We start from the raw sequence: 21,297 nt of genomic DNA, 5'->3' as shown, positions 1-21,297 counted from the left end.
CCTTCCCCTTCCAGCGTCGTCTCGATGCTTCCGGCAATGGGCCCGGCCTCGGCCATGATGGAAGCATGGCGAACGTGGTGGTGGTCGGCGGCGGTGCGGCAGGGCTGGTGGCGGCCTGGCGGGCGGCTTCCCTGGGCCATTCCGTGCAACTGCTGGAAGCCAATGGCCGCCTGGGCGTGAAGCTGCGCATCAGCGGGGGCGGCAAGTGCAACATCACCCACGACGGCCCTCTCAAGGAACTGCTGGCGGCCTTCCCCAAGGAACAGGCCCGCTTCCTCCGGCCCTCGCTGCATGCCTTCGACAACGGCGCCGTGCTGGAGTTGCTGCGCCGCGAAGGGGTTGAAACCTACACGCGCGACAACGGCCGCGTCTTTCCCCTGGATCGCCCCGGCAGCGCCGGTGCCGTGGTCGCGGCCTTCGAGGCCCTGGTGCAACGGGTCGGCGTGCGGGTGCGGACGGGCGCCCGCGTGACGGGGCTGCTGGGACGGGCGCCTCGTTTCGAAGGTCTGCTGCTGGAGGGGGAGCGTCTCCATTCGGATGTTTTCATCCTCGCCACGGGCGGGGCCAGCTACCCCGAAACCGGCACCCGGGGCGAGGTGTTGGGCTGGCTCAAGGGGCTGCAGGTGCCAGTGGAGCCCTGGTTCCCGGCCCTGGCGCCCCTCCCCCTGCAGCGGCCCCGCCCGGACTGGGAAGGGGTGGCGCTGCGGGAGGGCGAGCTGCGCCTCAGTGCCGGGGCGGAAGGCCGGCGTCTCGCCAGCTTCGCGGGCGACATCGTCTTCACCAAGGCCGGCATCAGCGGCCCTGCGGCGTTGGAGTTGAGCCAAACCACGGAACGGGCTCGCCGCGCGGGCGCCGCTTGGCTCACCTACGCCTCGGTGCCGGAGCTGCCCGAACAGGTGGATGCCGCCCTGCAGGCGGAGCAGCGCTCCAATCCCCGGCTGCTGGCGGCCACCTGGCTCTCGCGCCACTTGCCGGAGCGGCTGGTGGAGCCGCTGCTTCAGGCGCAAGCGCTGAGTCGCGCCCAGATGCTGAAGGATCTGCCCAAAGATGCGCGCAGGAGCTTGGTGGCTCTCGTGACCGCCTTGCCCTTGGGTGAGCCTCAGGCCGTGCCGCTGGCCCGAGGAGAAGTGGCCGCGGGAGGCGTGACCCTGAGCGCGGTGGATCCCCGCACCATGGCGCTGCGGAGCTGGGATAACCTGCGCGTCTGCGGCGAGCTGCTGGACATCGATGGCCCCGTGGGTGGCTACAACCTGCAGGCGGCCTTCAGCACGGGATTCGCGGCGGGAACGATCTAGATCCGGCCTGCCAGATCCACCACCAGGTCACACAACCGAGCGGCGTAGCCGGTTTCGTTGTCGTGCCAGCCGAAGACTTTCACGAAGCGCGGGCTCAGAGCCATGGTCAGGTCCAGATCCATGATCACGCTTTCCCGGCGACCGGTGATGTCGTGGCTGACCGTGTGGGGATCCGCAAGGGCGACGAGCCCCTTCCACCGCCTGCAGACGGCCTGTTCGTAGGCGGTGCGAAGGCCCGCCAAATCTGCATCCCGGCGCAGGGTGGCCACCAGGTCCACCAGGTTCACGCTGAGGGTGGGCACCCGCAGGGCCACGCCGTTGAAGCCAGGCGGCAGGGCAGGCATGGCGCGGTGCAGGGCGCCAAAGGCCGACGAGGTGGTGGGGATGATGCTCTGGAAGGCGGAGCGGCCGCGGCGCCGGTCCTTGTGGGGCTGATCCAGGAGCTTCTGATCGTTGGTGACCACGTGCACGGTGCTCATGCCCGCTTCCTCGATGCCGAAGGCCTCGTCGAGGATCTGCAGCATGGGGGCCGTGGCGTGGGCGGTGCAACTGGCGTTGGAGATGACGCGGTGCCGCTCTGGATCCAGCTCCGCCCCGTTCACGGGGGCGATGGCCGTGAAATCGGCATCGGGGCTGGGGGCGCTGATGACCACGTGGGAGACGCCCTGTTTCAAGTGGCGGGCCGCATCGGCCCGCTTGGTGAAGCGGCCGCTGGCCTCCACCACCAGCCGCGTTTCAGGGGGGAAGGGAATGAGCGAGGGATCCAGGGCGTGGAAAAGCGGTACCCGGCGTTCGCCCAGCAGGAGGAAATCCTGGCCGTTCTCGGTGTGGCCGCCGATGGGCAGGGCGCTCTGGCCGTGGACGGAATCGAAGCGCAGCAGCTGGATGACCTGGTCCAAGGGCGCGGGATCGTTCACGGCACAGATGAACTCGGGCTGACCCATGCCCAGTTGTTGCGCGCCCAGCTGCCGGACCGCCAGGCGGCCGATGCGGCCCAGGCCGTTGAGGGCGATGCGCTTCATGGCCGTGTCCCCTCTAGCACGTGCAGGCAGAGATCCTTCAGCCGGGCCGCGTAGGCGAACTCGTTGTCGTACCAGCCGAACACCTTCACGAAGCGCGCGCCCAGGCGCTTGGTGAGGAAGGGATCATAGAGGCAGCTGGCGGTGCGGCCCACCAGGTCGGCGCTCACCAGTTCCTCGTCGAGAACCTCCAGATAGGGCCCCAAGGGACCGCGAGTGGCTGCGTTCCGGAAGGCGGCGTGGACGGCCTCCAGGGTGATCTCCCGGCTCAGGGCGGCGGTGAGGTCCAGGATGCTCACATCAGGTGTGGGAACCCGCACGGCCAGGCCGTCAAGGCGGCCCGCCAGGTGGGGCAGCACCAGGCCGATGGCCCCGGCGGCCTCGGTGCGGGTGGGAATCATGCTGTGGGCGGCCGCCCGGGCGCGGCGGAGGTCCGCATGGGGCAGATCCAAGATGCGCTGGTCATTGGTGTAACTGTGCACTGCGGTCACAAAGCCATGTTCCAGACCGAAGGCCTCATCGAGCACCTTCACCATGGGAGCCAGGGCCTGGGTGGTGTCGCTGGCGCAGGAGATGAGCCGATGCTGCGCGGTGTCGAGCGCGCCTTCGTTGACGCCCATGACGAGGGTCTGGTCCGCCTCCTCCGAGGCCGCGCTGAGGAGCACGTGGGTGACGGATCCCCGGAGGTGGGCCGAGGCCGCGGCGCGTTCCGTGAATTGGCCCGTGCACTCCAGCACCACCTCGGCGCCATGATCGGCGAAGGGGATGGCGGCGGGATGGGGTTCTCCGTAGACGCGGATCCGGTGGCCATCCAGCACCAGGTGATCACCGTCGGAGGTCACGGGAAAGGGGGCCTGCCCGTGCGTGGAGTCATGACGCATGAGGTAGGCCAGGGTTGCCGTGTCGGCCAGGTCGTTGACCGCCACCACCTGCACCTGGGGTGCCGTCATCAAGTGGCGCAGGGCCAAGCGGCCGATCCGTCCCAGCCCGTTGATGGCGACCTTCCTCAAGCTTCCTCCCGGTTCTTGTTGTAACGGCCTTGGCGCGCCCTGTCGAAAGAAAAGCCCAGCGCGGGGCTGGGCTTTGACAGAAGGGAAAGCCGGTCTCAGCTGGCCAGGCTCACACGGCGGAGACGGCTGGGCGGGGCCTCCAGCTTCTTGGCCAGGGTGTTGCGGTGGATGCCCAGTTCCCGGGCGGCCGCACTGTGGTTGCCTTCATGGGCGGCCAGCACCTCTTCGAGGTACACCCGCTCGAACTCTCTCCGGGCCAGCTCCAGGGGGATTCCCCCATGCACCATCTCGGCCACGAGCATCCGCAGCTTATCGCGCATTCCATCTTCTCCAACATCCGTATCGGGAGATCGAAGGTATCACCGCGATGCCCCAAGGGAAAGGCCCTGTGATAAGTTTGTAACGAGGCCGCAGGCTGTGGAAAAGGTTGTGGAATAGCTGTGCAGGCGATGGGGGATGATGTGCGCAAGACTAAACTCGTGATGACCTTGGGGCCTGCCCTGATGCAGGGTGACCGGCTGCGGGAAGCCCTCAAAGAGGCCGATGCGGTTCGCTTGAATGCCAGCCATGGCGACCCCGTTTCTCGTTCCGAGGCCCTTCAGCAGGTGCGGGCCATCGCCACCGAACTGGGTCGGCACATTCCCGTCTTCCTCGATCTCCAGGGCCCCAAGTGGCGCGTGGGCCTGCTCGAGACGCCGCTGGATCTGGCGGCGGGCAGCGAAGGCGTGTTCTACCTGCCGGGCACGGCGGTTCCCGCGGGCTGCGCCTGGGCCGCGCCGTTGCCCCATCCCGAACTCTTCGAAGGCGCGGAGCCGGGCCAGCAGTGGCTGCTCGATGATGGCGCCATCACCGTGAAGATCCTCGCCAAGGGCACCGAGGCGCTCAAGGCCGAGGTGATCATCGGCGGTCCCCTGAAGGCCCGCAAGGGAGTCCATCCCATCGGCATGGACATCAACACCGACCCGCTCACGGAAAAGGATCACGTCGACATCCGCTGGGGTGTGGAGCATGACGTGGATCTCTTCGCCCAGAGTTTCGTTCGGCGCGCATCGGACGTGCAGCAGCTGCAGGCCATCATCCATCACCTGGGCGGCACCCAGCCCATCATCGCCAAGATCGAGCACCCCACCGCGCTCGCGCACCTGGGCGAGATCCTCGATGTCTCCTGGGGCGTCATGGTGGCCCGCGGCGACCTGGGCGTGGAGTTGGGCGTGGAGCGCGTCCCCGGCCTGCAGAAGCAGATCATCAAGGCGGCCCGCAAGGCGCTGAAGCCCGTCATCACGGCCACCCAGATGCTGGAGAGCATGATCGAGCACGCCCAGCCCACCCGGGCCGAGGCCAGCGACGTGGCCAACGCCATCTGGGATGGCACCGATGCCGTCATGCTCAGCGCGGAAAGCGCCTCTGGCGCCCATCCGGTGGAAGCCGTGCAGTGGCTGGCCCGCATCGCCGCCGAAGCCGACGCCAATGTGAAGCAGCGCACCACCACGCTGCCGGAGGAACTGGCCGAGAAGGTGCTGGCCCGCACGGACATCTCCGTGGCCTTCGCGGCCTGCCGCACCGCGGATGAAATCAACGCCCGTTCCATCGTGGCCTTCACCGAGGGCGGCAACACCGCCCGCCTGGTGAGCCGCCTCGCGGGCCGCACGCCCGTGCTGGGCGCCACGCCCGACGAGCTGACCGCCCGTCGCATGGGCTTGTTCCGCGGTGTGACGGCTCTCATGATTCCCCGCGTCGCCAGCACGGACGAGATGGTGGAGCTGGTGCGGGAACTGCTGCTGTCCAAGCGTGAAGTGGGCGCTTTCGACCGCGTGGTCATGACCATGGGCCTGCCCCTCTGGAAGTCCGGCACCACGAACACCATGAAGGTGATGACCTTCTAAATCAGGTTCTGATCCGGGAGACACCCATGAGCCTCTGCAAGCCCGATCCCAGCGAGTACGGCGATGCCTACGCCCACTACCTCGAAGTGGCGCCCGCGGGCGATGCACTGGCGCTGCACCAGTCTCAGACCGAGGCCGCCGCGGCCCTGTTCAGGAACCTGAGCGAGGCCCAGGGTGGCTACCGCTACGCGCCCGGAAAGTGGACCCTCAAGGATCTGCTGCAGCACCTCACGGATGTGGAGCGCATCTTCGCCTACCGGTGCCTGCGCCTGGGCCGGGGCGACGTCACGCCCCTGCCGGGTTTCGAGGAGGATGACTATGCGGCCTCCGCCCAGGCCGAAGGCCATTCCGTGGCCGACCTGCTGGCGGATTTCCTGGCGGTGCGGCAGGCCAGCCTGACCTTGTTCCGGAGCCTGCCGGAGGCGGCCTGGGGGAACCAGGGCACGACCAGCGGGAAGTCCATCACCGCCCGTTGCCTGCCCTACATCATGCTGGGCCATGCGGACCACCACCTGAAGGTGATCCGGGAACGCTACCTCCCGGGGCTCAAGTAATCCTTCCACTCTTCGAAGGCCGCCATCAGGATCTCGAGCTGAGCCGTTTCCGTGGTGCGGAAGCGGCTCACGAGTTTCCAGCCCTGGGCCACTTTCTGATAGCGGTACAGCCAGAGGAAGGGTCCCTCCCAGTCGCCCTCGGGATCGGTCTTCGTTTTCACTAGGAAGGCCACCGTGGTCCAGGGGCCCCGGGCCAGGAAGCGGCGGCCCAGTTCCCGAATGCCGGATTCCTCGTCGGATTCCAGCACCAAGTCATCGAGGTCGGGCACGAACATGGGAACACCTCTGGGGATTCCCCCATCCTATAGCTTCGGAGGCCTCCGCATGGAAAAGCTCATGGGTTTCGTGGGAGCGACCGTGGGCAGCCTGGCGGGCTGGTATCTCGGTGATCTCGTGGGCTTCATGACCGCCGCGCTGCTGAGCATCGTCGGCACAGCGGTGGGCCTCTGGGGCGGGCGCCGCCTGGCCCGGCAGTGGCTGGAATCCTGAAGCGCCAATCGGCCTCAACGTAGAGGTCCACCACGGAAACACTGAGGCCACTGAGGTGGCACGGAGGCCTCCGTGCTCCTCCGTCATGGGCAGGCCGTTGGCCGCTTCCGGCTTAGGCCGGAAGCCATCGCAGACGCCAACCTCGGATCCATTAGGGCATCCGAGCCTGGCGCCTGCGGTGTGCCCATGCTCCGTGCCTCCGTGGTGGGTCCTTTACGATTGAGGGCGAAACGGCGGGTGTCACCTCAGGTTGGGTGCCTGGCACCACATGGGCGCAGGGCGCCCCCTCCGCTAGATTGGAATCCTGGTCTTTCTCTGGAGAAGGTGTGTCGATTCAAGCGGTGGTGTTCGATTTCGGCAATGTGCTCATTGGGTGGGATCCCGAGGTGGTCTACCGCGAGCTGATTCCCGATGCGGCGGAGCGGCGGTTCTTCCTGAGCGAAGTATGCAATTCGGCCTGGAACATCCAGCAGGATTACGGCCGTTCCTGGGAAGCGGCCATCGCCGAAAAGGTGGCGCAATTCCCCGAGCACGAAGCCCTCATCCGGGCCTTCCGGGCCCGGGCGCTGGACATGCTCACGGGGCTGATACCCGAAGGGAACGACCTGCTGGAGAAGCTGCACGCGGCTGGCGTGCCCTGCCATGGATTGACGAACTGGTCCGGCGACACCTTCGAGGAAAGCCGCCCGCGCCTGACCTTTCTCTCCAAGCTGCAGCATGTGGCCGTGTCGGGTCACCTCAAGATGGGCAAGCCCCATCCGGAGATCTACCTCCACCTGCTGGCGCGCATCGGCCTCCCGGCCGAAGCCTGCGCCTTCATCGACGACGTGCCGGCGAACATCGCCGCCGCCGAGCGGCTGGGCATGAAGGGCATCCTGTTCCGCAACGATGGCAGCGCCGAGGCCCTGCTGCGGGAGACCGGGCTCGCGTTCTAGCCTCTCGCGAAACCTTGGCGCCTGGAGTTTCCGGCGCGGGCGTGGTTCCATTCCAGTCATGCGCATCGAATGCATCGCCATCGGAACGGAACTGCTCACCACCCGGCGGATCGACACCAATTCCGTCTGGCTGGGCGAACGTCTGGCGGGCCTGGGCCTGGCTTTCCACCGGAAGACCGCCGTGGGCGACAACCGCGAGGACCTGGCGGGACTCTTCCGGGAGGCCCTGTCGCGTTCGGATCTCATCCTCACCACCGGCGGCCTGGGCCCGACCTTCGATGATTTCACCAAGGAGCTCTTCGCCGAAATCCTCGGCGTCGAACTGGTGGAAGATGCCGCCAGTCGCGAGGACCTGCTGGCCTTCTACGCGGCGCGCAACCGAGTTCCCCCGCAGGTGAACTTCAAGCAGACCCTCATCCCCGTGGGCGCCGAGCCGCTGAAGAACCCCGTGGGCACGGCCCCCGGCATCTGGTGGCAGGACCCTCCGGACCATCCCGGCGTGCGGGTGGTCATGATGCCCGGCGTGCCCCGCGAGATGAAACGCATGTGGGAAGAGCAGGTGGAGCCCAGACTGCGGCCCCTGGCGGGACGGGCGGTCCACACTCTGCGCATGGTGGTCTCCGGCGTGCCGGAAAGCGCCCTGGATGAGCAGACCCGTGCGGCCCGCGAACGGCATGCGCACCTGGACTGGACCATCCTCGCCAACCTCACCCAGGTGGAATTGCTGGCCCGGGGCGCCCACCCCGCCGACCTCGAGGCGGCGAGGCGGGATTTCGAGGCGGTGCTGGGCGATGATCTCGCCTGCGTGGGCGAGGGCAACCTCGAGGACGCTGTGCTGGATCAGCTGCGCGAGCAGGGCGAAACCCTCGCCGTGGCCGAAAGCATGACTGGTGGTTTGCTGGCTTCCCGACTCACGGCCATCGCGGGTGCCAGCCAGAGCTTTCGCGGCGGCGTCACCGCGTACACCATCCCGGCCAAGGTCGCCTTCCTGGGGCTCGATGCCGATTGGCTGGCCTCGGTGGGCACGGTGTCCGAAGCCTGTGCCACCGCCATGGCCGAGGCCGTGCGGGCCCGCCTGGGCGCCACCTGGGCCCTGGGCATCTGCGGGAACGCGGGGCCCGGCGCTGAGGGCGGCGCGCCCGTGGGAACGGTGTTCATCGCCCTGGCTGGGCCCGATGGCACCGCGGTGCGTTCGCCGAAGCTCGCGGGAGACCGCGCCGAAATGCAGCTGCGTTGTGTGGCCCAGGCCCTGGACCGGCTGCGGCGGGCCGTGGCCGTGAGCCGCTGATACACTGCATCCATGAACCTCTTGTCCCCGACTTCCCTGGTCCTCTGGTGCCTCGGCGCCTTTCTGTGCGGCAGCATCCCCTTCGGTCTGGTGCTGGTGAAACTGGCAGGGAAGGGGGACGTGCGGCAGCACGGCAGCGGCAACATCGGCGCCACCAATGTCAGCCGAGTGGGTGGCAAGGCCCTGGGCATCGTCACGCTGCTGCTGGATGTGCTGAAGGGATTCCTGCCGGTGTTCATCGCAAAGAAACTGGGGCTCGGTGAATCGGCGCTCTCTCTGCTGGCCCTGGCCGCGGTGCTGGGCCACATGTTCACCCCTTGGCTGGCTTTCAAGGGCGGCAAAGGGGTGGCCACGGCTTTGGGTGTGGCCCTGGCCTTCCGAGCTGGCATGGTGCTGCCGGCGCTCGGCGTGTTCATCGTCATCCTGCTGGCCTTTCGCTACGTGAGCCTGGGCAGCGTGCTGTCGGCCTTCGCCTTGCCGCTCATCCTGGTCTGGAAGGGCGCCACGCCGGTGGTGCTGCTGCTGTGGGTCGACATCGCGCTGCTGGTCATCATCAAACACCACGAGAACATCCGGCGCCTGCTGAAGGGCACCGAAGCACCCCTCTGGGGCGCCAAGAAGGAGGTGGCCGATGTCTAGCCGCGCGGACATTGGCGTCTTCGGTTCCGGCGCCTGGGGCACAGCCCTGGCCATCACCTGGGCCCGCAAAGGCGCCAAGGTGGCGCTGTGGGGCAACTTTCCGGAAGAGATGGCCAAGATGGCCGCCACGCGGCGGCACCTCTGGCTGAAGGATGTGGAATTTCCGGAGGGGCTGCAGACGTCGGATGATCCCAGTGATGCCTTCCAGGCACCGCTGTGGATCTCGGCCATGCCCACCCAGGTGACACCGGACGCCTGGCGCAGCCTGCGTCCCCGTGCCTCTGCGGCACCCGAGCTGGTGATCCACGTGAGCAAGGGCATCCTGCAGAGCACGCATCAGACCTTGTCCCAGGCGCTCACGGGTGTGCTGGACGTGCCCGTGGGCGTGCTCTCGGGCCCCACCTTTGCCGACGAGGTGTCGCGGGGCGTGCCCTCGGCCATCGTGCTGGCCCTCCCAAGCGAGGTATCCGAGGAGCGGGCCAAGGCCCTGCAGGCCCATCTGGCCTCGGAGAAGCTGCGCATCTACCTCAGCCGCGACGTGATCGGCACGGAGCTATGCGGCGCCCTGAAGAACGTGCTGGCCATTGCTGCGGGCCTGGTGGATGGCCTGAAACTGGGCTACAACGCCCGCGCGGCCCTCATCACCCGCGGCCTGGCGGAGATGGCGCGGCTGGTGGAGGCTCTCGGCGGCCAGCCCACCACGGTCATGGGTCTGGCGGGCATGGGCGACCTGCTGCTGACGGCCACAGGGCCTCAGAGCCGTAACCGCACCTTCGGTGAACTGGTCGGCAAAGGCAACAGCATCGATGCGGCCCGGGATTCCCTCGGCGGCCAGGTGATCGAGGGCATGTTCACCACCCAGGCGGCCCTGGCCCTGGCCAAGGAGCATGGCCTGGATCTGCCCATCGCGGCCGAAGTGCTGCGCCTCCTCCATGGCGAGAGCCCTGAAGAGGCCGTGCGGCGGCTCATGACGCGGTCGCTGAAATCGGAGTAGTGGAGATCCCTGTGGCCGAAGCCTTCCGTTTCCGCATCCACCAGCACGGCCCCGCAGGATCACCGGTGCGGGAGGCCTTCGCGCCTGCCCAGCCCAGGCCGGGTTGGGTGCGCCTCGAGCTGAAGGCCATGGCCCTGAACCGCCTGGATCTGTGGACGACGGAGGGCATCCCCGGATTGCCCCTGCCGTTGCCCATGACGCCGGGCTGCGATGGGGCCGGTGTGATCGAAGCCGTGGGCGAAGGCACCGTGCTTCCCCCGGGGCTGGAACCGGGCGGCAGCGCCATGATCGCGCCGGGGCTAAGCTGCGGCGTATGTCCCGCCTGCTTCCGGGGGGATGACATGCTGTGTCCCACCTACGGTGTGCTGGGTCACATCTGCGATGGCACCGCCGCCACCCATGTGCTGGTGCCCGCTGCCAACCTGCTGCCCATCCCCGGAAACTGGAGCTTCGAGCAGGCGGCGGCCTTCCCATTGGTGTTCCTCACGGCCTGGGAGATGCTCGTCCACAAGGCGGCTCTGCGACCCGGCGAGACGGTGCTGGTCTGGGGCGGCGGCAGCGGGGTGGGCAGCGCCGCCATCCAGCTCGTGCGGGCCCTTGGAGGAACCGCCATCGCCGTGGTGGGCAGCGAGGTCAAGGCCATGAAATGCTGGGAACTGGGTGCGGAGCACGTCATTGTCCGCGGCGACATGCGGGCCCTCGCCACCAAGGTGCGGGAGCTGACGAACCGGCGCGGCGTGGATCTGGTCTTCGAGCACACGGGGGCCGCCACTTGGGGGGCCAGCCTTTCCGTCTGTGCCCGCGGCGGACGCATTGTCACCTGCGGGGCCACCACGGGCCGGGAGACCTCCTTCGACCTGCGAGCGCTCTTCGCCAAGCAGATCCAGATCCATGGCTCGTACATGGGCCGCCGCGAGCACCTCTGGACGCAGCTGTCGCTCCTCCAGCGGAACCCCACCAACCCGCCCTTCAGGCCCGTCATTGATCGCGTGTTCGATCTGGCGGAATACCCCGAGGCCCAGCGGCACTTGGAGGCTGGACAGGGGTTCGGCAAGGTGGTGTGCAGCGTGTCCTGATTCGGTTTCGCCAAAGGCTATGGCAACCACGAATTCACAATGGAAACGACTGTTCGGGGGACCTGTGGCATGTTCGCCGGGCGTCCCTTATCCGTATCCCATCCCTCTCCTCCATCCAGGCAGAAGAAAAACATGAGATGTTCAGCCGGGATGAAGGGGATGGAGGGGTTGGAGCAGGTGCTTTCATTCCATCCATGGCCCCTCCTTCACGGTTGAATGCGAGACGGCATCACAGATGTCGACGTGCCATGGGTCAGTCCGTGGCGGGCCCAGAATGCCGTAGCTGCAAGGCTTCCTCCCACTGATCCACCACCCGCTCGATGTCGAAGTCGGCGACCATGCGCGCCCGGCCGACGGCGCCCATGGCCTCCCGTGCTTCGGCAGGCAGGGTCATGAGCGCACTCATGCGCTCGGCCAGGGCCCCGGGCTGGCGCGCGGGCACGATGAAGCCTGAAACGCCCTCTTCAAGCAGTTCTGATACGCCACCCACATTCGTGGCCACCACGGGCAGGGCCGAGGCCATGGCTTCCATGACGGTGTTCGGCAGGCCTTCCCAGGCGGAGGACAGCACGAAGGCGTCCGCGGCCACCAGCACCCGGGGCACATCGGAGCGCTGCCCGAGGAAGTGCACACGGCCTTGCAGGCCTCGAGCCTCGACATCCGCCAGCAGGGAGCTCAGCTCTTCGCCTCCGCCCACCACACAGAGTCGGAAGGACGGGTGGGCCGCGGCGCAGAGGCTGGCGGCCGCCAGCAGCGTGGGGTAGTCCTTGGCGGCCCGCAGGTTCCCCACGGCGAGCCACAGAAAGCTATCGGGCGAAATGCTCAGTTCCCGACGCACCTCGTCGCGATCAGCTGGAGCAGGGTAGTTGGAGGCCAACATGCCGTTGGGGATGACGCACGTCTTCTTTGGTGTGAGGAGACGGCGGGCCACCATGTAGTCGATGGCGGCCTTGGAATTGGAAACGGTGAGCGCGATGAGGGGTTCCGAGAGGCGATAGAACAACCGGCGCAGGCCGTTCTTGACGAATGCGGTTCGCAGTGAGCCGATGATGGCGGGGACCCCTGCCAGTTTTCCGGCGATCCGGCCCATGACATCGGCGGGGAAGTTGAAGGTGACCAGCACGGGCGGGTGCCAGGCCCGCAGCTGGCGGACGACTTTGGGGATCATGCGCCAGGGTTGCTGCCTTGAGGTCGAGATGCACTCCACGAGGGGAATGTCCGCTGCTTTCAAGTCATCCAGGAAGGCCGAAGAAGGCAGCATGGTGAGGATGCCCACCTTCCATCCGCGACGCCGAAGGGTGAGGGCGATGCGTACCAGCTGAGTCTCGGCGCCACCGCGATCCAGGCTGGTGATGAGGAAGACGACATCCATCAGTTTTCCCCCGCGCGATCCAGAGCCGCGGTTTGAGGGCCCGGAAGCAGGGAGAGCAGCATGTCTTCCGTGTTCCGGGCCAAGGCCTGGACACTGAAGGTGGAGCAGATCCGAGACCGTGCGGCGCGGCTGCGCTCGGCGCGGGCCTCGGGGGTCTCGCCCAGCAATGCGGAGGCCGCAGCGGCGAGGGCGACGTCGTCGGCCGGGGCGGTCACCGCCCCCGTCTCGCCCACAAGCAGCGCCGCATCGCCCACCCGGGTGGTGACGCAGGGAATGCCGCAGGCCATGGCCTCGCCCACCACATTGGGGAACCCCTCGTCGGTCGAGGAAAGGATCAGCAGCGACAGGGCGTTGTAGGCGGCAGGCATGCGGTCGCAGACGCCCGGCCAGAGCACGCGATCACCAAGGCCCAGGTTTTCTGCCTGTTGTTTGAGGGTTTCGGTGTAGTCCGCAGGCCCGTTGCCAACGCAGACGAACCTGGCCTCTGGCCATGCCTGGTGCAGGCGCGCGGCGGCCCGCAGGAAAGTGGGGTGGTCCTTGACGGGCGCGAATCGCCCAACGATGCCGATGAGGGGCACGTCTGGGGGAACACCCCAGGCCTGCCGCTGCAACGCGCCGGCATCTGGATCGGGGGCGAAGCGCTGGATGTCGAAGCCGTTGGGGATGACATGCGCGCGACGGCCATGCATGCCAGCCTTGCTGTAATTGGCGCGGCCTGCTTCCGAGTTGAAAAGGATGAGGTCCACGTGCTTGGAGAGGCGCGCCATCACTGCCCCCAGTCTCAGTGCACGTCGATTGAGTTTCGTGAGGTCACTGCTGGAGCGGCGGATGCCCCAGACAATGCGCTTGCGAAGCAGCCAACCCGCGCCGAGCACCGGCAGGTTTCCATCCATGTAGCCATGGAGGATGTGGGGCTTCGTGCGGAGCACCAGCGCCAGCAGGCGGGGGAAGGCGGTCAGGAATCCGGCCGGTCCGCGGCGCTTGTGCAGGCTGTGCAAAGTGACGTGGGGAAGGTCTGCGATCTCGGGTCCAAGCTCACCGCCAATGTAGGTTCCAGGGTCATAGAACACCACCACGTGGACCTCGAACCGGTTGGGGTCCATGTAACGCACCAGCTCGCACAGCTGCCGCTCAGCCCCGTGCGCCACCAGGGAAGGAATGAGGAAGAGGACCCGGGTTTTGGAGGCCATGCCAGCTCGCTTCAGGGACGGGGGAGGGTGGGTGCGTCTCCGACGGGACCGGATCCAGCGGGGGTGCTCATCGCTTCCCCAGGCGGCGGAGGCCCGAAACCGCCATGCGCAAGGCACCCACGAGGCGGTCTGCGGCGGAACGGGGGCGGTTCCCCAGGGCGACAGCTTCGGCCAGGGAGATCATGCCCGGCCGGAGTTGTTCCAGGCTGTGGCGGAAGGTCTCAATGCCCTTCAGGGAGAGGCCATTGGGGTGGTAGCAGAAGGTCCACAGCCCGAAGGGCATGGGTCGCATGCTGGCGAACTGCTGGGGCACCCAGATGGACCCCTGGGGATCCCGATAGGGCTTGAAGGCGAAGCCGTCGCTGATAACCCGTAGGCCAAGCGCATTCAAGGCGGAAACCGTCACCCAATCGAAAGAATGGGCCGGGGCGATCCAGACATCGGCGCGCACCCCTTCCCGCTCGAAAATGGCCAAGCCCAGGCGCAGCTTCTCGTGCTGCGCTTCAAAGCTCAACCCCGCAAACTCGCTCTGCTTGTTCAGGTGCAGAAGCCCGGGCTCCGCATTCACATAGGTGTGCTGGTAGCCGTGCAAGCCGATGGCCCAGCCTTTGGCCTGCCATCTGCGCACGCGCTCCCAGAAATCCGGAGCGCCGGGGGCCACGCTGAGTTTCGGATCGCGGTTGTCGGGCACCACGCCCAGGATTGGCCTGACGCCCTGCTCATCCATGATCCGTTCCAAAGCATCCCAGACGGTCCAGTCCATGGTCGGGCAGAGGTCGTCGAATCGGAGGAGGTACTTCGCCCGGGATCTGGGGCGGGCCGAAACCGAGATGGCGTTCATGTGGCCTCCGGGCGGGCGCGGATGACCTTGTAGAGAAGATCCACGAGGAAGGATCGGGCCATGGTCCACGTCCAGCGGGTTGAGGCCCGCAACCGATCCAGGCGGGTTTGTCGACGCCCGCTGAAGATCTTCAGTACGGTGGCCACGTCCGTCATCTTGGGGGCGTAGGCTTCGAGCATCTCCCCGAACCAGGCCACCTTGCGGTCGTTCCAATCGTTGTGATGGTTGCAGACCGTCCAAACGCCAGCGGGCCGGGACCGGAATGTCCACAGCTGCTGGGGAATCCAGGTCATGGTCCCTTCCTCCGTGAAGGGCCAGGGCCATAGCCCATCGCTGATGACTGGCACGCCGAGTTCTTTGAGAACCTTGACAGTGGTGCGGTCAAAGGAGTGGGAAGGGGCCACCCAGGCATCGGCGCGAACGCCCTGCTGAGCGAAGATGGCCAGGGCCTTTTTCAGCTTTGATGACTGTTCTTCGTAGGAAAGGCCAGCGAATTCGCTTTGCGCGGTGAGGCGCAGCATCCCGGGATTCTTGTTGGAGTACACGTGCTGATAGCCATGAAGCGCGATGGTCCAGCCCATGGCCTGCCACTTGCGAACCTGGTCCCAGAAATCGGCCCTGGGGGGTGCCACCATCAGTTTGGGATCCTGATTGTCGGGCACCACTGCGAGGATGGGCCGCACGTCGTGACGGACCAGGTGCGCTTCGATGCCATCCCAGGCCTCCCAGTTCATGGTCGGGCAGATGTCATCGAATCGAACCAGGTAGTGACTTTCCTTCATCATCGGCGGCGTCCCCACTTTCTTACAACCATCGATCAGTCCAATGCTGGAATTAAGGGTCCCATTCTTCTATGCCAAATGCTCAGGTCAAGGTGTGCAAACCGGTTACCGGGGATCTGTTCAGCACAGAACCATTTCATGGGCTCGAATCACGAAGTGCCATTCCCGCCCGAAGGCTTGGTGGCGTGGCTGGCAAGCGGAAGGGGAAAGGCCGGGAAATTATTTGTACTTGTAGTGATAGGCGTACCGGTAGTCCTGGTAGCTGTAGCCAAGGCCAAGCGGCGTGATGTCATTGAAGATGCACCCGGCAATGGGGATGTTCTGACTGTGGAGACGGCTCTGGCAGGTCCGCAGCTCGTCCAAGGGGTGCTGGTCGTACTTGGCCACGAGCAGGACGGTCCCCACCTTGGAGCCGATGATGAGAGAGTCGGTGACGGGCAACAGGGGGGCGCCATCGATGAGGACGAAATCGTAGGCGGCGCAAACCTCTTTGATGAATTCCGAGAACTGGGCTGTCATCAGCAGGTCCGCGGGATTGGGCGGAATGACTCCGGTGCTGATCAGATCCAAGCCCGGAACCTCGGTCTGATGGATCACTTCCTTCCAGGTGGTCCGGCCATTGAGCACCTCGGAAAGGCCGCCCAGGCGGTTCTTCAAACCGAAGTAATGGTGGAGGTTTCCACGGCGCAAATCGCCGTCCACCACCAGTACCCGTGCACCCGTCTGGGCCAGCACTGCTGAGAAGTTGCTGCTGACGAACGATTTCCCGATGGAGGGTGAAGGGCCCGTGATCATGATGGCGTTATTGGCGGCATCCTTCATGGAGAAGTGAAGGACAGTCCGGAGGCTCCGCAGGCTCTCCATCGCCAGGTCATCCGGCGTGAGGGAGGCCAGGAGGTGGCTGCCATCCTTCCTCAGGCTGATGGCCCGGTAATGCTCTTCCTGGGCCTTGCTGTGGGGGATGGTCACGATGACGGGGAGGCCCAGCTTGGATTCGATCAGGCGGTGATCCTTGATGCCGCTGCGCAGGGCCCGCTTCAGCACCAGAATCCCGATGCCCAGCAGGAAACCCAGGAACGTGTAGAGGGCCACCTGCATCATCGGCCTGAGGCCCAGGGGAGCGAGGTTCGGCGTGGCGGGATCGACGATGGTCACACTGCCGACTTCTCCGGCATTGGCCACCTGCAACTGCTGGATGTTGTTGAGGACGGCCGTATACAGCTCGGTGTTGACCTGCACTTCGCGGCTCAGGCGGACCACTTCCTGCTGTGTGCCCGGAAGTGCCCGCACCTTGGAGTTGACTTGGCCCAGTTCGCCCTGAAGCTTGGCGATCTGCTGGTTTAGCGTGGTGACCACATCCGAGTTTTCCCGGTAGGTCCGCAGCATCTCTTCCTTCTTCTGCTTCAAGGTCGAGATCTGTGCGCTGAGCGAGGCGCTCTGCTGAATGGATACATCGGCTTCCCGACCCAGGTCCACGGACCCGGAACGGCTCCGGAACTGGTTCAGCTTGTTTTCCGAGGCATCCAGCTTGGCCTTGAGGCCCGGCAGTTTCTCCTGCAGAAGGGCCAGCGTCTTGGAGGCTTCGCCGGACTTTCGCTCAACTTTGTGCTGGATGTATCGATTGATGATCTCGTTGAGGATTTCGGCGCCGCGTTTGGGGCTGCCATCGGTGAGGGTCAGGCCGATGACATTGGTCTGTTTGCCTTTTTCAAAAGCGCTGAAACGCTGGCTGAGCTCCGCCAGCGCGGCAGCGACGGGCTTCTTGGAGAAAACGAACACCTGGCCTGGCCGGGCCGTGAGATCACGGACCTTCAAAGTGAGGGGGATGCCAGCAAGGAAGCCACGAAGGGGTTCACCGGCCTTTCCGGTTCCCAGAAGGGAGCCATCCGGTCCCTTCCATTGGAACTCCCCATCCTTCAAGGCCACCAGACTGAAGCGCTCGCCGCGCCACTGGGTCGGCAATTCAAAGGATTCGATGTCCAGCCTGGGCGCATCAGCCTTGCCGCGGGCAAAGAAGGCGCCCACCACGGGGGTGAGTTTGGGGGTCACCACCAGGTCAAGGCCCAGGGCTTCAACCGTTCCGCCCAGGACTTTGTTGCTCTTCAGAATCTCGATTTCAGCCGATGCCTCAGGGGGCTCGGCAAAGAGGTTTTCCATTTTGCTGAAAGCAGGATCAGAGGACCCGATTCGCTTCCCCTGCACCTGAAGCATGGCTTCGGTCTGATAGGCCGGGGTGGAAGTCAGGGCAGCGAAGGCGCCCATGATCATGAACACCAGGGTGCAGCCCAGAACCAGGTAGCGGCCTTCCCAGAGGTTGGCCAGCCACTCTCCAAGATCCAGGGCCTCGGTGGAATCGGTCACCCGGGGCCTGGAGGGTTGCGGATCAGAAGGGGAGGAAGCGCTCATGCCAACCTTTGATTGAGAGTCATGTGGGGCAACCAACTTGCCACGGACTGCTGAATGACTTCAAAGGCCAACCGAAAAGCCTCTTTGTCCTTGTTGATGGGATCTGCAATGGCGGGGGGCGGCGTGGCCAGCCAGTGGCTCAACAGGAAGATCCGGCCGCGGGTGCCGGGGACCATCCTGCTGCAGTGTTCCTTCTGTTCCTGATCCATGACCAGAATGAGATCAGCGGCCAAGCCCATCGCCTTCGTGAGCTGCCGGCCCCTGTGACCCGAGACGTTGATGCCCAGGCTGGCCATCAGGTGGAGCACCTCTGAGTGGGGGTGAGCGCCCACCATGGCACGCAAGCCCGCGGATTCGACCTTGATGCCGGGGGGAAGGGCCTCCCGGAGCAGAGCTTCGGCGATGGGGCTGCGGCAGTGGTTGCCCTCGCAAAGGACCAGGATGGACTTGAACATCGGCATGGTTTTCAAGTGGCTTGGCTCGCGGATGTGGAACCTCCAGGGGTCGGCTTCCCCCCTGGCTCATCGGATCCTAGCATTATTTTTTGAAGGAATAGCGGACTTCAGCCGCTGTGAGCGCGGTGGAGGTGACCGCAGAAATCGAGGGGGCCAGCAGGTTCATGACCCGGTTGAAACGGACCAGGGTTCCGGCATCGACATAGACGATGTCCCGGGGATTGAGGGCGAAGTGATCGGCCAGCACCATGGCGGTGGGGTTGCGGGCATCCAGGTGGAAGACATCGACGGCATTGGCAGCAGTGCCCTGGCGGATGACATAGATGGAGCGGGCATCGGCGCTGGCGCCCAGGATGCCGCCCGCATCGGAAATGGCCTTGGCCAGGGAGAGGTTGCCGTGGGTCAGAGGCAGGGTTCCAGGCTTCACCAGTTCACCCATCAGGTAGATGGGCTCCTCCAGGCTGTTGGGGACATGCAGGGAATCCCCATCCTTCAGGAGAATCTGGCCGATGCGGTTGCCGGCCCCGAGGAGGGACTGGAAGTCCAGGCGCCAGGATTTGTCGCCGCGGGTGAGGACCAGGCGGCTGTCGTCGGCGGTGGGGAGGAACCCGCCCGCCCGATTCACAGCCTCAGCCAGGGTGAACGGCACGTCGGTCACATTGTAGACGGCGGGGTTTTTGACTTCTCCGCCCACGTAGATCTTCTGAGAGCGATAGGCCACCACCTTGACATCCACCTGCGGCTTCTGGAGGACTTTGGCCAGGTGGCTCGTGATGGTATCCCGCACCTGAGAAATGGTCTGCCCGCTGATCTGGATCTTGCCCACGTAGGGGAAGTAGAGGAATCCGTCTTCGTCGATCACCATGCCGGTGGCGGCGTCCGTGCGGAACTGGCCGAGGGGCAGGGTGATTTCAGGGTGATCCCAGACGGTGATCAGGAGGACATCCTGGGGGCCAACCCGGTAGGGCGGCACCTTGTCCACCAGCAGGGCGCTGAGGGTGGCGGGATCCGTGGTCCGGGCCGCACGCATGGGCGCCGCCTGCGGATCCAGGGCCTGAAGCGTGACATTGAGGCCATTGACCTGGGTGGTGGTGGGCCGCGCGCCGGGTTTCACATCCAGCTTCATGCCGGGCGAAGCACAGCCGACAACCATCAGGGCTGCTCCGAGGGCGGCCCCCATGTTCCATCGGGATGCGCCGGAGCTCCGGCCCGCAGCGCTCGCTGCCGCATGACTGGGCGCGCCCAGTGGCAGGACAGAGACGGAAGCTGATGTGAGGTTCAGGGACTGGGACATGCCGATCTCCATGAGGGGGCTCCCGATGCACCGTGACCGAAGGAAAGGAGTGGTATTACGTTATCGCTAAATTGAATGTTAACGCAAGTTAATTTCCATGCTGAAAGCCGTTCCTGGGGCCTTAAAGGAGCCCTTCCATGCGCGTGTGGTTCGGGTTGATCCACCGTTTGGGAAAGCCCTTGATTCCCATTCCTCGCCCCTGCTGAGTCGGTACCAAAGGCCGGGTTCGGCTCAAGAAACGGCAGGATCACCCTAGACGGGATCTTGCGGGAGAGGCTTGGCCCGGTTGGCGGCACGCCCTCGCATGTGGAATTTCGTCAGGAAGGCCCGCTTGTCCTTCCGGTATTCCTGCTCGTCGTAGTCTGGGGTGGCGGCCAGGGACCACTCCGCGTACTGATGGAGGGTCATGACGGGCTTGGCGGGATTGCCGGCGGCGAGAACTCCCGGTGGCACGTTTCGAGACACCACGGAGCCGGCGGCCACCACCGAGTTGGGTCCGATGGTCACACCGGGCAGGATGATGACCCGCTGTCCGATGACACAATTGTCGTGGACGGTGATGCGGCCGTATTTGAGCACTTTTTTATAGCGCTCCTCCCGCTTGAAAACCTTCGTTCCTCCATCGTGCGTGATGAAGATGACTTCCGCTGCGAAACCGACATTGTGTCCAATGGTGATCAGGTAGGGCTCGTCGCCAAATTTCGGGAAGGGTCTCATCAGGCTGCAATCGTCGGGAATCGTCAATCCGGCTCTGCGAAGCTTCCACAGCCGGTATTTACGGTAGAAAGACTTCAAAGTGCCAACGATGGACATGAGTCGTTCCTTTGACGTGTCGATTCTAGGTCGGAATTCTGTTGATCGGGAGCGAACGCGCCGGGAGGGGAAGGGGAGTGGCTTCTGGTGGAAGCCTTCATTATCTCCTGGCGATGGCGGCGCGAGGATGGCCTTCGACATCCGAGGCGAAGCGCAGTCCGGTGTAAAGGTTCTTCTTCTCGACCAGGGATTGGATCATCCGGGCCTGGCCAAGCCCAAACTCGAAAAGCAGATGCGCACCCGGCTTGAGGAACAGCGGGGCATCCTGAAGGAGGCGGGAGAGGATGGAGATGCCGTAGGGCCCACCATCGAAGGCCTCCCTTGGCTCGTGCTGCAGCAGAGCCGCGTGGGAGTTCGCCAGGGAAGTTGAAGGGATGTAGGGCGGGTTCATCACCACCAGATCCATGGTGCCTTCGAGGCCCTTCCCGGTGAGGGGTGCGAAAAGGTCGCCTTGGGAAACCTCGATCCGGTGCTGGAGGCCAAGGTGTGCGGCATTGGCCCGGGTCAGTTCGGCACAGGAGGCGGTGATGTCCGAGGCCCAGATCCGCACCTGGGGCACGGCCATGGCCGCGGCGCAGGCCAGGTTCCCGGATCCGCAGCCCATGTCGATCATCCGCAGCTCCCGCCCCGGTTCCTCCTGGCTCAGGGCACGGAGGATGGAGAGGACTTCGGTGCCGAGAATCTCCGTTTCTTCCCGGGGGGCCAATACGTCCGCCTTGGCGAGCAGCTCAACCCCGAGAAAGCGCTGGCGACCGAGGACCAATCCAAGAGGCGCGCCGGCGGCACGCTTCCCGGCCAGCTCCAGGGCCAGATCCTGTGGTGCCTCTGGTCGCGCGATCAGGGCGGCCTCGAGGATGGCATCGGCTTCCGTCTCTGCGGCGGATCCGGCAGCGTCGGCGAGGAGGGCCGCCAAGTGGGTCTTCAGCTCTTGGTGGGCCGCTGGCTCCATGGGGTCTCCCTGT

General features: G+C 65.5%; 22 protein-coding genes. 9 read left to right on the top strand and 13 right to left on the bottom strand.

Annotated features, from left to right (window positions below):
• Positions 1-65: 65 nt before the first annotated feature.
• Positions 66-1,295, top strand: coding sequence for an aminoacetone oxidase family FAD-binding enzyme (locus Q9293_RS09860; RefSeq protein WP_306245935.1), 1,230 nt, complete (start codon positions 66-68; stop codon positions 1,293-1,295).
• On the opposite strand, the gene Q9293_RS09855 is transcribed toward Q9293_RS09860, so the two are convergent.
• The 3 genes from Q9293_RS09855 to Q9293_RS09845 form a co-directional block, all read right to left on the bottom strand.
• On the bottom strand, positions 1,292-2,317 hold the full coding sequence (locus Q9293_RS09855; RefSeq protein WP_306245933.1) for a type I glyceraldehyde-3-phosphate dehydrogenase: 1,026 nt from the start codon (positions 2,315-2,317) through the stop codon (positions 1,292-1,294). The genes Q9293_RS09860 and Q9293_RS09855 overlap by 4 nt on opposite strands.
• Positions 2,314-3,324 carry a type I glyceraldehyde-3-phosphate dehydrogenase gene (locus tag Q9293_RS09850; protein ID WP_306245931.1) on the bottom strand — a complete coding sequence of 337 codons (1,011 nt, stop codon included), beginning with the start codon at positions 3,322-3,324 and terminating at the stop codon, positions 2,314-2,316. Before Q9293_RS09850 ends, Q9293_RS09855 begins: the two co-directional genes overlap by 4 nt.
• 95 nt (positions 3,325-3,419) lie before the next feature.
• On the bottom strand, positions 3,420-3,644 hold the full coding sequence (locus Q9293_RS09845; protein WP_306245929.1) for a helix-turn-helix domain-containing protein: 225 nt from the start codon (positions 3,642-3,644) through the stop codon (positions 3,420-3,422).
• 141 nt (positions 3,645-3,785) lie between these two features.
• Between Q9293_RS09845 and pyk the strand changes: the two genes are divergently transcribed.
• Both pyk and Q9293_RS09835 read left to right on the top strand, forming a co-directional pair.
• Positions 3,786-5,207 (top strand): pyruvate kinase, encoded by a 1,422-nt coding sequence (gene pyk, locus Q9293_RS09840; protein ID WP_306245927.1) that lies wholly within the window; start codon positions 3,786-3,788, stop codon positions 5,205-5,207.
• Positions 5,208-5,233: 26 nt separating this feature from the next.
• Complete coding sequence (locus tag Q9293_RS09835) at positions 5,234-5,761, top strand: DinB family protein (RefSeq protein WP_306245925.1); 528 nt, start codon at positions 5,234-5,236, stop codon at positions 5,759-5,761.
• On the opposite strand, the gene Q9293_RS09830 is transcribed toward Q9293_RS09835, so the two are convergent.
• Entirely contained in the window at positions 5,740-6,036 is a 297-nt protein-coding gene (locus Q9293_RS09830; RefSeq protein WP_306245922.1) for a hypothetical protein, read from the bottom strand. The genes Q9293_RS09835 and Q9293_RS09830 overlap by 22 nt on opposite strands.
• Before the next feature lie 49 nt (positions 6,037-6,085).
• On the opposite strand from Q9293_RS09830, the gene Q9293_RS09825 reads away from it, so the two are divergent.
• From Q9293_RS09825 to Q9293_RS09800, 6 genes are all read left to right on the top strand, one after another.
• Entirely contained in the window at positions 6,086-6,250 is a 165-nt protein-coding gene (locus tag Q9293_RS09825) for a glycine zipper domain-containing protein (protein WP_306245920.1), read from the top strand.
• Positions 6,251-6,576: 326 nt separating this feature from the next.
• The gene (locus Q9293_RS09820; RefSeq protein WP_306245918.1) at positions 6,577-7,185 is read left to right on the top strand and encodes an HAD family phosphatase; all 609 of its coding nucleotides are present in this window, start codon (positions 6,577-6,579) and stop codon (positions 7,183-7,185) included.
• A 58-nt stretch (positions 7,186-7,243) separates the two neighbouring features.
• Complete coding sequence (locus Q9293_RS09815; protein WP_306245916.1) at positions 7,244-8,473, top strand: CinA family nicotinamide mononucleotide deamidase-related protein; 1,230 nt, start codon at positions 7,244-7,246, stop codon at positions 8,471-8,473.
• A gap of 12 nt (positions 8,474-8,485) precedes the next feature.
• The gene (gene plsY / locus Q9293_RS09810) at positions 8,486-9,112 is read left to right on the top strand and encodes a glycerol-3-phosphate 1-O-acyltransferase PlsY (protein ID WP_306245913.1); all 627 of its coding nucleotides are present in this window, start codon (positions 8,486-8,488) and stop codon (positions 9,110-9,112) included.
• Entirely contained in the window at positions 9,105-10,106 is a 1,002-nt protein-coding gene (locus Q9293_RS09805) for an NAD(P)H-dependent glycerol-3-phosphate dehydrogenase (RefSeq protein WP_306245912.1), read from the top strand. Before plsY ends, Q9293_RS09805 begins: the two co-directional genes overlap by 8 nt.
• Positions 10,107-10,117: 11 nt before the next feature.
• Positions 10,118-11,182: a zinc-binding dehydrogenase gene (locus tag Q9293_RS09800; RefSeq protein WP_306245910.1), complete on the top strand. Its 1,065-nt coding sequence runs from the start codon at positions 10,118-10,120 to the stop codon at positions 11,180-11,182.
• Positions 11,183-11,435: 253 nt separating this feature from the next.
• On the opposite strand, the gene Q9293_RS09795 is transcribed toward Q9293_RS09800, so the two are convergent.
• The 9 genes from Q9293_RS09795 to Q9293_RS09755 form a co-directional block, all read right to left on the bottom strand.
• A complete protein-coding gene (locus Q9293_RS09795) occupies positions 11,436-12,554 on the bottom strand; it encodes a glycosyltransferase (protein WP_306245907.1) in 1,119 nt (372 codons plus the stop codon).
• Positions 12,554-13,744: a glycosyltransferase gene (locus tag Q9293_RS09790; protein ID WP_306245905.1), complete on the bottom strand. Its 1,191-nt coding sequence runs from the start codon at positions 13,742-13,744 to the stop codon at positions 12,554-12,556. The genes Q9293_RS09795 and Q9293_RS09790 overlap by 1 nt, the downstream gene beginning before the upstream one ends.
• 67 nt (positions 13,745-13,811) lie before the next feature.
• Entirely contained in the window at positions 13,812-14,585 is a 774-nt protein-coding gene (locus Q9293_RS09785; RefSeq protein WP_306245903.1) for a DUF2334 domain-containing protein, read from the bottom strand.
• Positions 14,582-15,370, bottom strand: coding sequence for a DUF2334 domain-containing protein (locus Q9293_RS09780; protein ID WP_306245901.1), 789 nt, complete (start codon positions 15,368-15,370; stop codon positions 14,582-14,584). Before Q9293_RS09780 ends, Q9293_RS09785 begins: the two co-directional genes overlap by 4 nt.
• 216 nt (positions 15,371-15,586) lie before the next feature.
• Positions 15,587-17,773, bottom strand: coding sequence for a polysaccharide biosynthesis tyrosine autokinase (locus Q9293_RS09775; RefSeq protein ID WP_306245899.1), 2,187 nt, complete (start codon positions 17,771-17,773; stop codon positions 15,587-15,589).
• Positions 17,770-18,228, bottom strand: a complete 459-nt coding sequence (locus Q9293_RS09770) for a low molecular weight protein-tyrosine-phosphatase (protein ID WP_306245897.1) — start codon at positions 18,226-18,228, stop codon at positions 17,770-17,772. Before Q9293_RS09770 ends, Q9293_RS09775 begins: the two co-directional genes overlap by 4 nt.
• Before the next feature lie 82 nt (positions 18,229-18,310).
• Positions 18,311-19,522, bottom strand: coding sequence for a polysaccharide biosynthesis/export family protein (locus Q9293_RS09765; protein ID WP_306245895.1), 1,212 nt, complete (start codon positions 19,520-19,522; stop codon positions 18,311-18,313).
• Between the two features lie 252 nt (positions 19,523-19,774).
• Entirely contained in the window at positions 19,775-20,335 is a 561-nt protein-coding gene (locus Q9293_RS09760; RefSeq protein ID WP_306245894.1) for an acyltransferase, read from the bottom strand.
• A gap of 100 nt (positions 20,336-20,435) precedes the next feature.
• Positions 20,436-21,284, bottom strand: coding sequence for a class I SAM-dependent methyltransferase (locus Q9293_RS09755; RefSeq protein ID WP_306245892.1), 849 nt, complete (start codon positions 21,282-21,284; stop codon positions 20,436-20,438).
• Positions 21,285-21,297 lie beyond the last annotated feature (13 nt).

The organism is Geothrix sp. PMB-07 (assembly GCF_030758935.1).
Lineage (GTDB): Bacteria > Acidobacteriota > Holophagae > Holophagales > Holophagaceae > Geothrix.
This window is presented reverse-complemented; position numbering and strand designations above follow the sequence as displayed.

Excerpts from the sequence above, each read along its gene's own strand:
- Q9293_RS09770 (WP_306245897.1), bottom strand. The coding sequence starts at position 18,228 with ATGTTCAAGTCCATCCTGGTCCTTTGCGAGGGCAACCACTGCCGCAGC.
- Q9293_RS09785 (WP_306245903.1), bottom strand. The coding sequence starts at position 14,585 with ATGAACGCCATCTCGGTTTCGGCCCGCCCCAGATCCCGGGCGAAGTAC.
- Q9293_RS09755 (WP_306245892.1), bottom strand. The coding sequence starts at position 21,284 with ATGGAGCCAGCGGCCCACCAAGAGCTGAAGACCCACTTGGCGGCCCTC.
- Q9293_RS09845 (WP_306245929.1), bottom strand. The coding sequence starts at position 3,644 with ATGCGCGATAAGCTGCGGATGCTCGTGGCCGAGATGGTGCATGGGGGA.
- Q9293_RS09825 (WP_306245920.1), top strand. The coding sequence starts at position 6,086 with ATGGAAAAGCTCATGGGTTTCGTGGGAGCGACCGTGGGCAGCCTGGCG.
- Q9293_RS09775 (WP_306245899.1), bottom strand. The coding sequence starts at position 17,773 with ATGAGCGCTTCCTCCCCTTCTGATCCGCAACCCTCCAGGCCCCGGGTG.
- Q9293_RS09815 (WP_306245916.1), top strand. The coding sequence starts at position 7,244 with ATGCGCATCGAATGCATCGCCATCGGAACGGAACTGCTCACCACCCGG.
- plsY (WP_306245913.1), top strand. The coding sequence starts at position 8,486 with ATGAACCTCTTGTCCCCGACTTCCCTGGTCCTCTGGTGCCTCGGCGCC.
- Q9293_RS09860 (WP_306245935.1), top strand. The coding sequence starts at position 66 with ATGGCGAACGTGGTGGTGGTCGGCGGCGGTGCGGCAGGGCTGGTGGCG.
- Q9293_RS09795 (WP_306245907.1), bottom strand. The coding sequence starts at position 12,554 with ATGGATGTCGTCTTCCTCATCACCAGCCTGGATCGCGGTGGCGCCGAG.
- Q9293_RS09765 (WP_306245895.1), bottom strand. The coding sequence starts at position 19,522 with ATGTCCCAGTCCCTGAACCTCACATCAGCTTCCGTCTCTGTCCTGCCA.
- Q9293_RS09780 (WP_306245901.1), bottom strand. The coding sequence starts at position 15,370 with ATGATGAAGGAAAGTCACTACCTGGTTCGATTCGATGACATCTGCCCG.
- Q9293_RS09760 (WP_306245894.1), bottom strand. The coding sequence starts at position 20,335 with ATGTCCATCGTTGGCACTTTGAAGTCTTTCTACCGTAAATACCGGCTG.
- Q9293_RS09790 (WP_306245905.1), bottom strand. The coding sequence starts at position 13,744 with ATGGCCTCCAAAACCCGGGTCCTCTTCCTCATTCCTTCCCTGGTGGCG.
- Q9293_RS09805 (WP_306245912.1), top strand. The coding sequence starts at position 9,105 with ATGTCTAGCCGCGCGGACATTGGCGTCTTCGGTTCCGGCGCCTGGGGC.
- Q9293_RS09855 (WP_306245933.1), bottom strand. The coding sequence starts at position 2,317 with ATGAAGCGCATCGCCCTCAACGGCCTGGGCCGCATCGGCCGCCTGGCG.
- Q9293_RS09835 (WP_306245925.1), top strand. The coding sequence starts at position 5,234 with ATGAGCCTCTGCAAGCCCGATCCCAGCGAGTACGGCGATGCCTACGCC.
- Q9293_RS09830 (WP_306245922.1), bottom strand. The coding sequence starts at position 6,036 with ATGTTCGTGCCCGACCTCGATGACTTGGTGCTGGAATCCGACGAGGAA.